The sequence below is a fragment of the Parachryseolinea silvisoli genome (assembly GCF_021190955.1).
GTDB lineage: Bacteria > Bacteroidota > Bacteroidia > Cytophagales > Cyclobacteriaceae > Ohtaekwangia > Ohtaekwangia silvisoli.
In genome coordinates, this window is sequence record NZ_JAIOAO010000001.1 from 2,135,493 (window position 1) to 2,147,901 (window position 12,409).

Sequence of the window (12,409 nt, forward strand, 5' to 3'; positions counted from 1 at the left end):
ATGTTATTTCGATTAAGAGTACTTTCAGTGCAGTAGAAGATCAAATAACCTCCGGCTTATACTGAATGTGTTCATCTGCATCGGGCTGGTTGATTTCCTGGTGGACCGGCTGAGGTTTTATAAACCAGAAGTAGAGCACCGGTACTACAAACAATGTCATCACCATAGAGAAGACAAGTCCTAACGCCAACACACTTCCCAGCGGTGACCACAATGGAGATTTGCTTAAAATCATCGGAACAACACCGATAGCCGCTGCAGAAGAGGTTAGGAAAATTGGTCTCATTCTTCGTTTAGCGGATGCAATGGCCGCAGCCTTCAGCGCATATCCATGTTCGCGAATTAATTCATCGGCATAATCAACCAGGATGATTCCGTTGCGCACCACAATTCCCATCAGACTTATAATGCCAATGAAAGCAGTGAAGCCCATCGGGTTGCCTGTTAAAAATAGTCCCAGCATGGCACCCAGCAAGCTCAGCGGAAATGCGGCCAGCACAATCAACACCTTACCGATGCTTTTGAATTGAAATAACAGCGTAAGGAAAATGAGCATCAGACTAATCAGTAATGACTTGCCCATATCCGGCGATGTTTCTCCGGAGGACTCCACTTCACCTCCGTAGTTGATCGAAATACCCTCGGGCAAAGTAAGTGCAGCAATTTTTGGTTTGACTTCATTGACAATCGTAGTTGCCGTGACTCCTAACTGAGCCTCAGATCGCACCGTGAGTGTACGAAGTCCATTGCGGTGAGCAATAACACCCGTATGCCACGCAGGTTGAAGCTCCACTACATCTTTGAGTGGTACCTTTGTATTGTATTGCGACGTGACGTAGATGTTTTGAAGCTTATCCAGGCTGTCCCGGTTTTTCCCGTCCAGTCGCAGAACGATGTCGATGGACTTATCATCTTCCCATAGTGTGGATACGATGTTCCCTTTTATCTCACCGCCTAATGTTTGTGTAATCGCAGCATGACTTACACCCAGGCGGCTCGCAGCATCTTCCTTAATGATGGCGCGTACACCGAAGTAATCATCCTGATAGTCCGTGCGGATCCAATTGGTTCCTTTCGCCTTTTCGACAATGGCCGCTATTTGCGCAGCGACTTTTTTCTGATCTTTCAGATTGTCTCCTACAACACGAATTTCAACCGGGGCCGGAGTTTCCTTATTGGACAACTGTCTTACCCGAACGAAGCCGTTGGGCAGAAAATTATTAAACTTCGGCAAGTATTCTTCGATGAGGTCAACGGTAGCTTGTTCACTGGTTGTGTTAATAAATATTTGCGCAAAATTCTCACGTGGTGTTTCCGGTGCATATGTAGCATGGAATCGCGGAGAAGAAGTTCCCACAAAGCTGGCGGTGGTTACAATGCGAGGATCACCTTTTATTGCTGCTTCTACTTTCTCTACAGCCCGGGCTGTTTCTGAGACGTCGGTTCCGTTTTGCATCCACAACTCCAGATTAAATTGGTTTCGCTCCGCCATCGGAAACAGTTCTTCTTGCACATTTCCACCGATAACCATGGCAAGAAAGACAGAGAACAGTCCCGTGAACATGGTTAACTTCGGCCAGCGGAAACAGAACTCAACCGCGTGGTTAAATCCCTCTTGTAAATAATCCAGTACGTTCTTCTTTACAGGGCGGTCTGCCACATGGTGCTTAAGTCCTTTTTTCAAAAAGACATAGCACATGTACGGTGTCAGCAGCAGGGCCACTAAAAATGAAGCGAATAGCGCAATAGACACTGCAATTGGCAACGACACAATGAACTCTTTGGGAAGTCCTCTCAGTACAAAGGCCAGGGGCATGAAGGCAAAAATAATAGCTGCGGTTGCCGTGAACACGGGCACCATTAACTGCGTAGCACTTTGCCATGCGGCCGTCCAGTTTGCAACACCTTCGTCGAGTTTTTCGATGTAATTATCTACGATTACAATCGCATCATCGACCACCATACCCAGTACAACAATGAGCGCAGCCAGTGACACCTGGTGAATTTCTATCCCTACTAAATTAAGGATGGCAAAGGTTATGGCAATAGATACCGGTGCAGCAATCGCGGATATCGAAGCAACGCGAAACGGTAGCAGTAACATGACAACCACAATGACAGCCGCGATGGCGATTCCAAACTCGACCATAAAGTGACTTACCCGTTCGCGCACTACCTCTGGCTGATCAACGATGGTGTTGATGCTGACATCTGCGGGTAAGGTCTTCTTTACTTCATCAATTCTCTCTTTCAGATCATCTCCTAAGTAAACAATATTATTCCCCGGCTGCATCTGCACCGTCAGCATCATTACCTTGTCACTCCCCACCTTTATAAAACTATTCACCTCTTCATAGCGTCTTTCAATACGTGCTACATCTTTCAGACGAACGACTTTGCCGTCCGGAGTGCTGAAAATAATCTGGTTACCAATAGCGGCCTCATCTTTATACCGACTGTTTGCAAAAATGGGAACATTGCTGGCCGAGAGGGTAATGTCCCCCGTGTAGTTGGTTACGTTCTGTGCTTGTAATACGGCTGACAGCGAGGCAAAATCAAATCCATATTGCTGCATCTTCTCATCGTCTACGACGATGTAGATTTGTTGACGTTGCCCGCCATATCGGTTGATCTTGGACACTTCCGGAATGGTCTTAATGCCATCCTCCAATTTGTCCAGGTAGTTTTCCATTTCAGCATAGCTTCTACCGGGCGCACTCACTGTGATCATTTGTGCCACCACGTCACCGAACTCGCTGTTGACAATCGGACCTTGCACGCCCGGCGGAAGTGTTGGACGCAATGTGCTGTTCAGACCATGCTGCAGTGTACTCCAAAACTTCTTGGGGTCTTTTACATTATCGTTTAACTCTGCGATAATGACAACCTGTCCTTCCTTGGTTTCCGAGCGCGTCTTTGCTTTTTTGATTTCTTCAAAACTGAAGAGGAATTGCTCTATTTTATCAGTCACTTGCTTTTCAACCTGGAGCTCGTCCGCGCCCGGATAAAGTGCAAAGACAATACCTTGTCGCACGGTAATTCGCGGATCTTCACTTCGAGGCATTGTGATCAACGCCACGATACCAACAACGACCAGTAATCCGGCAATCAGCAACGATAGCTGGCTATACTTCATCGAAGCCTCAATAATATTTATTCTGCGTTTTTTCATTTGTATCTGCTTATCTAATCATTGTAAATACAGGGCTGCTCAAAGTGCTACGGTTTGGCCGTCTTTCAGCTGGTTCTGTCCCTGGATGATTACCCGGTCGCCAATGTGAAGTCCTTCTGAAACAATGATCTCATTCATCGACAAACCATTGATAACAATTCTCTTTTTAATCGCTCTGTTTTTGTCGTCTACAATAAAAACGTAGGTGAACTCTTCCGGATCTCGCACTACGGCATCAGCCGGTACGGTCAACACCTCACGTTTGTGATCAGTCGAGATATTTATGTTTGCCAACATGCCGGGAAGAAGTTTTCCGTCCGCGTTCGCCAGGCGCACTTTCACTTCAAAGCTTCGTGTAGAAGCATCCGCTTGTGGGTTGAGGATGCTGATTTTTCCACTCCTTGTATCCTTGATAGCAGGAATGGAGACAGTTGCCCCGGTACCGATCGCAAGCTTACTGATTTCACTTTCCGAGACTGAAATTTTTGCATAGACCAAATCGGTCTTCACAATGGTGAAGGCCGTGATGCCGCTGGAGGCGATAGCACCTTTTTCAATTTCTTTTGCCGTAACAATGCCGGCGAATGGTGCATACAGTTTGGTATCCGCCAGTCGCTTCGCAGCAATACTCTTGTTCGCTTTTGCTTGTGACAGTGCAACCTTGGCCGTCAGATGCTCGCGGGCAGGCAAGCTCCCTTTTACATAGAGCTCATCGAGTCGGTTGAAATTATCCTGTGCTTGCTCAAGTGAAGCTTCTGCCAGAAGAACGTTGTTTTGATATTCGATGGTTTCTATGGAAGCCAGCAATTGTCCTTCCGTGACGTGTTGTCCCTCTTCCACATATACAGCCGTCACCCTGCCGGGGACGAGAAATCCCAGTGCCACCGAATTATCGGCTTCTATTGATCCACTATAGGAAAGTGTCTCTGCAATTCCATTGGCCGTTAATTGCCGCGTACTGACTTTCAAAGTCGGAACAGTTACCGCGTTGTCCTCTTTTTTTGCACAACTTGCCAGCAGGGCGACTGCCAGGATTACGAAGGACAATTGTTTAAATACATTCATAAAAATTAGTCGTTTTGTTTTTTAAATTGGGTATGGATACTAAACCGTCGAATAGAGTTTATTGTATAGTGTTCGTGAGCAGGTGGTTGGATGCTGTATGGAACAGTGACCTTGTCTGGTTAACGTTGTCCTGATAGAGGTCAAGAATGTAGGCAGCTTCCTTCGCTCTATCGACGTTTTCATTTTCGGGATGCGAGAATACATGGTAGTAGTGCACGCCATATACGCCTACTTCACGATCAAGTTCCTTTGATAGCTCCATCTGTAGCAGGCTGGCAATCCGGCCCAGGGGTGATGGCGCACCTGTTTTTTGAACAGGGTCATTACAGATCTGGATGAAGGTGCCACGTCTGTGCTGTTTCATCAGCGGAAGCACAAGTCTGGCAGACATAAACCAATACGACATACTTTCGCATTGCATCGTATCCCATGAAACATAATCCAGTTCGGTAAGCGGCAGCGAGGGATAGGTAGTGCAGGATAGAGTAATGACCAGGTCTATTCTTCCGTAATTGGATTGAATATGATCCGTGATCTCTTTTGACCTTTCGTAGTCCATCGGGTCAGTGACCAGTGTCACTAATGAACCGGTGGAAATATCGGCTACTTCATTCTTAATTTGAAGAATGGTGTCGGCATTGGACGCCGGAACAATTACCAGCGCATCACGCTGAAGGAGCTGCCGAATAATAGCAATCTCCAGTGGTTGCGTAAGGCCGGCAACGATTGAAATAATATTTTTTGATGACCTGTCCATAGTGATTGTCGTCCTTCAGGACGGCAATGCGAAAATGGAGTACACGTAACGTGTAAAGAATGTTGAAATGTACTTAAGTTATGTCTGAAAGTATTCGTTCTTGAGAAGGGACTGACAATTCTTCTTTTATAACAAACGTCTGTTGTTTACTCTTGCGATATTCGGATGGTGTAAGACCTGTTTTATTTTTAAAAAACTTACTGAAGAAAAACTGATCACTGAACTGCAATAAAACAGCAACCTGTCCGATGGAACAAGCTGGATCATTGAGCAGAATCATCGCTTCCGTGATAACCATCTCGTCAATTAAGTCTCCTGCTGTTTTGCCTGCCACCTCTTTCACCGTTTGTGTTAAGTAACGGGGAGTGATAGCAAGTTGACCGGCGTAAAATTGGACACTCCGTTCTTCCTTGTACCACTTTATTAACAACTTCATAAAGCGCGCAGTAATATCCTGTTTGCGCGTAGGTTTTGATTTTAATTCCTGATGATGATGATAGAAAACGTTTATCAATTCATAAATCACAAGGCTAAAGTTATGCTGAATAATCTCTTGTGAGAACTCATTCTTTTCCCGGGTGACGATATTGGCATAAAGCATTTTAAAAATGCCCGACAACAATGCGATCTCTTCCTTTTCCAAAACCAGGTGCGTGCTCAGATTCGGCCCCAGCAACTTAAAGGCGGAGATATATTTCTGATAGATGCCTGCCTTCAGTAGAAAATCGTTTGAGAAAGAGATACAGGCACTGGAGATAAATTCCGATGAACCGGTGAATTGACAAATCGTTCCCGGTTCAATTAAAACAAATTCACCTTCGCGTATGACATGATTTACCAGATTCAGCTTCAACGATAATTCGCCTGCGCTAACCATGCAGACAAAATATTGGTCAAATCGAAATGGATAGAAAATCGGAATCGCCTTTCTTTCGTTCTCTGTAACAGTCACCTGAAGTCCATCGATCTGTCTGGGCTGACCTAGAATGATGAGTAACTCCGAAAATGTGTGTGTACGTACTGACTGGTTGTCACCGTTTATTAGGTCCATCACCTCAGGATTAGGTTCCAACCATAAAAGACGAGGCGACCATGATTTTATTTTAACAGTCACGAATTCACGCAAACGGTTGTAATAGCACTAAATACGTGGTAATCAGATGCTGAACTCAGATTTTATTCATTTGAAAATAAGTGGCCATGTCAATTGAGGATACGTTTACGTAGTCTGCCTGGCGTAGAAGCGTCACCAATTGCCCCCGATGGTAGGTAGAATGATTAATGACATGTGCTACTGTCTCCCAAAACGGCATTTGACCTATACGACCGGTCCTGGGGTATTTGAAAATGATACTTTGTGAATAATTCCCTTCTGGAAAACTATTCACAAGCGTGCTGATATCGGCTGATGCCTTATTCCAAATTTCAAGTAATCCATCTTTAGTCCCCTTGAATTGCGTCGATAAAAATATTGGTTCAGGAATATGCGCCCAAAGATCGACCCAATACTTTTCTGCGCTGACGATATGAATTGCCGTTTGACTTATACTATTGAAACTGCTGACGATAACTTGCTCCCATTGTTCATCACTAATTTGCTGTAGCCATTCCATGGCTCTATTATCCGCCCAATGATTGTAGTCCGCTATTTGTATGAGATAATTCTTTGCCATAATCTTCTTCTTTGTTTTGATGATGGATCAAAAGTAGTTGTGAAGAAGCGGCCGGAACGATAGGTAATCGTTCAGAAAGTATGGCTACACGTTCAAATTGATAATGGATACCGTTTAAGCCTTCCAGTTTTCGAAAAAACCATGAATGAAATTACCGTGGCCAGTCGGACTGGCCACGGTAAAAAGACAGAGATAAAAATGACATTGCGAATCACAGCCTGGCGCCGCCGGTGGCGTCTATAAATTGTCCGGTGATCCAACGCGCGGTTGGCGACGCGAGAAGCGCTACTACGTCGGCGACATCTTCGGGCTGACCGACGCGCTTGAAAACGGACTGGCTTGATGCGAACGCGGTGGCGTCAGGATTGGCCAGCCAGTCCCTGGTCATGTCCGTGAGGGTATAGCCGGGGACAACGGTGTTTACGGTGATGTTGCGTGGGCCGAAGTGTGGCGCCAGGGCCAGTGTCATTGTTTCGATAGCTCCTTTTGACGCGGCATACGCCACGTGGGTGGGACCGGCAATTCTGGTAAAGCCGGTGGAGATGTTGATAATTCTTCCGTTTTCGCGTAGCAGCTCGCTGAAGCGCTGAATCAGGAAAAAAGGAGATTTTAAATTGACATCGACGATGTCATCGAAATCTGCTTCCGTGGTTTGTTCCAGGAGAAGCCCTGGAGCGATGCCGGCATTATTCACCAATATATCTACCCCCGGCGATTCTACGTTTTGTTCCAGGGCGGTTTTAAAGGTCGTCCAGATTTTGTCGGCAGCTTTTTTACCTTCCTTCAGATCGGCCTGAATGATGACGCCATCACTGCCGAGTTCACGTATGCTGTTCAGTACGCGTTGCACGGCCTCTGCATCGCTGCTGTAGTGTATGCCGATAAATGAAACACCTTGTTCTGCAAGTTTTTTTACAATCGCGGCGCCAATGCCGCGGCTTCCGCCCGTGACCAGGGCGGTTCTTCCTTTATGTTTCTTCATGATTACGATTGATACTTTATAGTAAACCGGTCGTTCCAGCTTCTGGGAAGCAAAGCTAGATTCGGAGAATGTATTTTAGCAACGTTGTATCAAAAAGTAATAGTAACCTCGAGGTAACAAGGTAACATCTCGCGACGTATTTACCTCCGTTAAAATGTCATCTTAATCCGCTATGATAACCACGATTAAGTAAGGACATTAAAAATTATCATTATTATTCTGTTCGATCAGTGCCACCATCTTTGAATTAAAGGTTGTCAGACCTGTTCCCAACTTGTTAAAAAAATCCAGATCGACAGCTTCCACACAGATAATAGCTTTTTGCAGTACCCTTTCCCCATGCGGGGTCAGTTTGATAGTCTTCGCCCTCGTATCTATCGGGTGCTCATGGCGGGTGATGAATTCCTTCTCCTCCAACGTCCGCAATACCTTTGATACCATCATCCTGTCCGCATTACCCTGATTGGCTATATCGACCTGCGTAACCTCGTTACTTTCCCTCGATAACCAGGCTAATGCACAGAGCAGCGCGAACTGGGTATGCGTCAGGTCTAAAGGATCTAAGACCCGCTTTTGTTTTCTCTGCCACAACATGGTCACTTGTCCCAGAAGATAACCCGGACTGTCTTCGGGCTTCCTAAAATGAAATTCAATTTTCTTTTTGGGCATAGTCTTTTTGTAGCGTCTGTAAAGAAGTCCGTTCAAAGTCGACCCGGTTGATCCCGAAAAAAAAACCAACCGGAATGGATATGAGTAATAATCGATATGTTTAGTTTGATTTCAGAAAGGTGATGTTGTATCCATCGGGGTCTTTGGCAATAATGATTTTCCCGAAAGGTGTTACCTGGATCGGCCCCAACAGTGTCACATTCTTTGCTAATAACTGGGCCTGCAGGTCCTCTATTTCCCCGTCGATTGCGAACCAGAGTGAGGCCCCGATACCCAGTTCTTTTCCTTCCAGGTTACCGATTGGCGTTCTAATGGCAAAACTTGCCTCACCCTTGTTGTATCTAAAAACACAGGCATGTGGGTTGGGAATTCCTGCTTCCTCAAACCCTAGTTTTGTGGTGTAAAACCCTTTCGAGGTTTCCAGATCCCTAACCTGAAGGGATGCAAATTCTAATTTTCTCATCGCGCTTATTTTTTTTGTTGTCACAAATATAATATACGTGACAACAATATGCAAATACCCCCGATACTGTCGCTACTAAGGCACTCAATCACACGAAGATAACTTTGTGACTTCGTGGCTATTGCATTCTTTAATCTTTTACTCTCTCATAATAGAGCATCACTTGCCCGGCCTTAAAAGTTTTAGTCTTCGTTAACGTGAGAATCAATCGTTCAGGGATATTCTTAAACAGAAGTAATCCGTCCTGCGCAATCACCGGATGAATACAAAGGTGATATTCATCAATCAAATCAAGCTTCGTTAACGCATTAATCAAGCTTGGACTTCCAATCAGAACATCCTTACCCGGTTGTTTCTTCAATGACCGAACTTCCTCCTCAAGGCTTTTTTTGGCAAGAACAGAATTTTCCCAGCTAAGAGACTGCCGTGTGCGTGAGAAAACAACTTTCTGAATATTGTGCAAAGCAACTGCAAATTCGTCCATTGACTTTTCTCCGCTAGGATTTTTAACCAGCCTGGGCCAGTAGTCTTCCATAAGCTCGTACGTGGTTCTTCCATAAAGAATAATATCTGATCCCCGGATTACTTCCGTGTAATGATCGTGTACGCCTTCGTCGGCGAGTCCGGAAGTATGATCACACGAACCGTTGAGCATTATATTTAAGGTCGCGACTATTTTAGCCATGTCGATTATTTTTAGTGTCTACGAATGTCGGAAGTAATGACTTTTATCATAGCGTTAAATCGCGACAATTTCCGGTGGCATTTGTGACAATTTGTTATTACTGTCGTCAATGCCCTCCAATGTCGCACTGAACTGCAAGAACACAGGCATATCCCCCAGCGTTACCTAATCTCATCAGCGAAAAACAATCTCGCACCTCCTCAAGGCGCTTGGCATCAAACTTCGCATTCCAAAAGATCTCGATTTCTTCTATCGTGAGAAACCCACGATCTGTTTTGTGAAAGGTGCACTTGAAATGCGCGAAGGGGCTTGATGTTAGCCTATCCAAGTCTCCGTGGAAATAAAACGCTTTAAAATCGTTACTTTTTAACAAGCAGATGTTTAATGGATTCATGAAACTAGCCCACGGGAAACTTCCATTTCGAACGAGTTCAATTTTCTGGCGGACAACACGTACAGCAGTCAACATTCGGGTGCTTCGGGACAGGAGGGTGATCTGAAATTTGCTACTCAGAAATATACCGGCCGATACAATACCAATATCTGGACGATGACGCTTACGGACCGTTTCAGGGGCGGGTCTGAAACATTCTCCTCCCATTTCGAAGCCGTGCGGGGCGGTGTAATCCTGTCACTGACAGATGCTAACAATACTACCAATCACTATGTAAAGCGCCAAAGATGATGTTTTTGAAATACGTTTACCGCATACCGAGCATGGCTGGCGTTTATTCGCTGCAGGAAATGGGGGCCAATGGGGGCCCGTCGCTAAAGAAATACGACCATTACGTATTGCCCGCCAGTACCTCTAGTGGAGGGGATGTAGCGTACGTAGTGATCCTGACTCGGGATGGATGAATTATCACTTTTTCGATAATTCCATTTTATGTTTTGCTCCCCATTTATGTAGTTCCTTGCAAACAGGCATCAGCTCCTTTCCGGTTTTCGTTAATTCATATTCAACTCTTGGCGGAACTTCCGCATAAACCATTCTTGATACCAAGCCATCTTTTTCCAGTTCTCTTAACTGTAGTGTGAGCATTCTTTCTGTGATATTGGAAATTATTTTTTTTAATTCTCCGAAGCGCTTTTTTTCTTTTTGCAATTGCATCAGAATAGGAAGTTTCCACCGACCCCCAACCAGTTGAACTGAGTAGGTAACGTTGCAATCAGCGATAGAAATCTTATTCTGCTTGTTTGTTGAAGTTTCTTTAGTGTTTGCCATTACTTACATTTTTGTATGTACCATACAATTTCCTATGTACTGTGTAAAGGTATTTGTATCCCTATAAATTTGCAATTCAATCAAAAATAAAAGAGAATGAAAACAAATGGTATCAGAGTCGGATTTATTGGTTTAAATCCCGATAGCCATTGGGCATCAAAATCGCATGTACCCGCATTGAAATTTTTGGCAGAGGATTTTGAAATTGTAGGCGTGGCAAATACGAACTATGAAAGTGCGAAAAGGTCTTGCGAAGCATTCCAAATCCCCTATGCATTTCACAATGCAGAAGCGCTTATAAACTCGCCTGAAATAGATTTGGTAATCGTTACAGTGAAAGTTCCACATCATTTCGCGTTGGTAAAAGCTGCACTGGAATCAGGCAAACACGTGTATTGTGAACATCCACTTGGAAATGGTTTGGAGGAAACCAGACTTTTAGCCGAAGTGGCAGCAAGGAAAGATGTTGTGGCCGTCGTAGGAACGCAAATGGTGGTAGCACCTGAGATTTTGTATTTGCAACAACTCATAAAGGATGGTTATGTAGGGAAAGTTCTATCAACAACCTTGATAGGTTCGGGCGGGAGTTGGCGAAACGAGACTGTTGGAGATTTATATTATTTGTATGATAAAGCCAATGGTGCTACTATGCTTACTATACCCTTGGCACATACGTTGGCAGGCGTTACCCGTGTATTGGGGAGTTTTTCAGAGCTTAGTTCCAGAATGACAAGCAATTTTACCCTGGTGAAAGTATTGGAAACAGGTGAGGTGAAATCGAAAACAGCGGAAGACCAAATTATGGTGATCGGTACGTTAACAAATGGTATACCTATTTCTGTTCATTACCGTGGTGGCATATCACGTGGTACTAATCTTTTATGGGAAATTAATGGTACTGAAGGCGATATACAGGTAAGAGGTGGTTCGGGACACGGACAGTTGGCGCCTCTCTCTATTTTTGGAGCAAGAGGCATTGAGAAAGAACTGCAATTATTGAAAGTCCCAGTCGAGTTTAGTAATAATCTTCCCGAAGACCCACTGGTAGGAAATGTAGCCCGAATTTATAAGTTGCTCGCAGACGACATTCGAATCCATACCCGAAATGCACCCTCTTTTAATGATGCTGTACAGCTTTATAAATTACTGAATAATATAGAAACGTCTGCAAAAAATGCTTAGGCCAGCACACAACCGGATCAACCCAACGCTGTTCTTTAACTTGCTGGCGTCACTTATCTCCGATGGTATGCACACGATCGGCTCTCGGCCGGCTGTGAACGTGTACACTTAAAATCCCGCAGGAACTCGCGGGTAGACTTGCCTGTACGCGCTTTTAGTTTGCGGTGTAATTGCATACGGCTTAGCCCAGTGGCTGTTGTAAAAACGCTTCTGCGTCGAAGGTGGCCTCGGTGTAACGTTTCCAGGATGGCCTTTTAACGCACCATGCCGCCACCGTGTGTTGTACCAGTACATATACTTCTCAATGTGCTCCTTAGCGTCGTAATTGCCCGAAAAGTAAATCGATCCATGAGTTCGTGCTGCTGGATGGAGTGGAATGCTTCGATGTAGGCATTTTCTTCCGGTGTGGCGACATGTGTAAACTCTTGTCGAGTTTCGAATGCCTGCAGCACCTGGCGCAACTGATGGCGATGAACTGCGTTTCGATTCCTATCCGGTTAGACACAAAAAAGCCTTCCAATTTTAACAATTAGAAG

The 12,409-nt window shown here is 44.8% G+C and carries 11 protein-coding genes; 1 reads left to right on the forward strand and 10 read right to left on the reverse strand.

Going from position 1 to position 12,409, the window contains the following annotated elements; all coding sequences use genetic code 11:
• Positions 1 to 40: 40 nt before the first annotated feature.
• The 10 genes from K7P01_RS08840 to K7P01_RS08885 form a co-directional block, all read right to left on the reverse strand.
• On the reverse strand, positions 41 to 3,172 hold the full coding sequence (locus K7P01_RS08840; protein WP_267291963.1) for an efflux RND transporter permease subunit: 3,132 nt from the start codon (positions 3,170 to 3,172) through the stop codon (positions 41 to 43).
• A gap of 39 nt (positions 3,173 to 3,211) precedes the next feature.
• A complete protein-coding gene (locus tag K7P01_RS08845) occupies positions 3,212 to 4,237 on the reverse strand; it encodes an efflux RND transporter periplasmic adaptor subunit (RefSeq protein ID WP_267291965.1) in 1,026 nt (341 codons plus the stop codon).
• Positions 4,238 to 4,295: 58 nt separating this feature from the next.
• A complete protein-coding gene (locus K7P01_RS08850) occupies positions 4,296 to 4,994 on the reverse strand; it encodes an SDR family oxidoreductase (RefSeq protein ID WP_267291967.1) in 699 nt (232 codons plus the stop codon).
• A 73-nt stretch (positions 4,995 to 5,067) separates the two neighbouring features.
• Positions 5,068 to 6,045 carry a helix-turn-helix domain-containing protein gene (locus tag K7P01_RS08855; RefSeq protein WP_267291969.1) on the reverse strand — a complete coding sequence of 326 codons (978 nt, stop codon included), beginning with the start codon at positions 6,043 to 6,045 and terminating at the stop codon, positions 5,068 to 5,070.
• 118 nt (positions 6,046 to 6,163) lie between these two features.
• Positions 6,164 to 6,667: a DinB family protein gene (locus tag K7P01_RS08860; protein WP_267291971.1), complete on the reverse strand. Its 504-nt coding sequence runs from the start codon at positions 6,665 to 6,667 to the stop codon at positions 6,164 to 6,166.
• Between the two features lie 211 nt (positions 6,668 to 6,878).
• Positions 6,879 to 7,649 (reverse strand): SDR family NAD(P)-dependent oxidoreductase, encoded by a 771-nt coding sequence (locus tag K7P01_RS08865; RefSeq protein ID WP_267291973.1) that lies wholly within the window; start codon positions 7,647 to 7,649, stop codon positions 6,879 to 6,881.
• Positions 7,650 to 7,847: 198 nt separating this feature from the next.
• Positions 7,848 to 8,318, reverse strand: coding sequence for a MarR family winged helix-turn-helix transcriptional regulator (locus K7P01_RS08870; protein WP_267291975.1), 471 nt, complete (start codon positions 8,316 to 8,318; stop codon positions 7,848 to 7,850).
• A gap of 100 nt (positions 8,319 to 8,418) precedes the next feature.
• Positions 8,419 to 8,781, reverse strand: coding sequence for a VOC family protein (locus K7P01_RS08875; RefSeq protein WP_267291977.1), 363 nt, complete (start codon positions 8,779 to 8,781; stop codon positions 8,419 to 8,421).
• A 130-nt stretch (positions 8,782 to 8,911) separates the two neighbouring features.
• Positions 8,912 to 9,466, reverse strand: a complete 555-nt coding sequence (locus K7P01_RS08880; protein WP_267291979.1) for a dihydrofolate reductase family protein — start codon at positions 9,464 to 9,466, stop codon at positions 8,912 to 8,914.
• Positions 9,467 to 10,328: 862 nt separating this feature from the next.
• Positions 10,329 to 10,691, reverse strand: coding sequence for a winged helix-turn-helix transcriptional regulator (locus K7P01_RS08885; RefSeq protein WP_267291981.1), 363 nt, complete (start codon positions 10,689 to 10,691; stop codon positions 10,329 to 10,331).
• Between the two features lie 96 nt (positions 10,692 to 10,787).
• On the opposite strand from K7P01_RS08885, the gene K7P01_RS08890 reads away from it, so the two are divergent.
• On the forward strand, positions 10,788 to 11,873 hold the full coding sequence (locus K7P01_RS08890) for a Gfo/Idh/MocA family protein (protein WP_267291983.1): 1,086 nt from the start codon (positions 10,788 to 10,790) through the stop codon (positions 11,871 to 11,873).
• The last annotated feature ends 536 nt before the right edge of the window (positions 11,874 to 12,409 follow it).

What these genes read in the sequence shown, in the direction of transcription:
- K7P01_RS08840 (WP_267291963.1), bottom strand. Translation starts at nt 3,172, where the DNA reads ATGAAAAAACGCAGAATAAATATTATTGAGGCTTCGATGAAGTATAGC.
- K7P01_RS08845 (WP_267291965.1), bottom strand. Translation starts at nt 4,237, where the DNA reads ATGAATGTATTTAAACAATTGTCCTTCGTAATCCTGGCAGTCGCCCTG.
- K7P01_RS08850 (WP_267291967.1), bottom strand. Translation starts at nt 4,994, where the DNA reads ATGGACAGGTCATCAAAAAATATTATTTCAATCGTTGCCGGCCTTACG.
- K7P01_RS08855 (WP_267291969.1), bottom strand. Translation starts at nt 6,045, where the DNA reads ATGGACCTAATAAACGGTGACAACCAGTCAGTACGTACACACACATTT.
- K7P01_RS08860 (WP_267291971.1), bottom strand. Translation starts at nt 6,667, where the DNA reads ATGGCAAAGAATTATCTCATACAAATAGCGGACTACAATCATTGGGCG.
- K7P01_RS08865 (WP_267291973.1), bottom strand. Translation starts at nt 7,649, where the DNA reads ATGAAGAAACATAAAGGAAGAACCGCCCTGGTCACGGGCGGAAGCCGC.
- K7P01_RS08870 (WP_267291975.1), bottom strand. Translation starts at nt 8,318, where the DNA reads ATGCCCAAAAAGAAAATTGAATTTCATTTTAGGAAGCCCGAAGACAGT.
- K7P01_RS08875 (WP_267291977.1), bottom strand. Translation starts at nt 8,781, where the DNA reads ATGAGAAAATTAGAATTTGCATCCCTTCAGGTTAGGGATCTGGAAACC.
- K7P01_RS08880 (WP_267291979.1), bottom strand. Translation starts at nt 9,466, where the DNA reads ATGGCTAAAATAGTCGCGACCTTAAATATAATGCTCAACGGTTCGTGT.
- K7P01_RS08885 (WP_267291981.1), bottom strand. Translation starts at nt 10,691, where the DNA reads ATGGCAAACACTAAAGAAACTTCAACAAACAAGCAGAATAAGATTTCT.
- K7P01_RS08890 (WP_267291983.1), top strand. Translation starts at nt 10,788, where the DNA reads ATGAAAACAAATGGTATCAGAGTCGGATTTATTGGTTTAAATCCCGAT.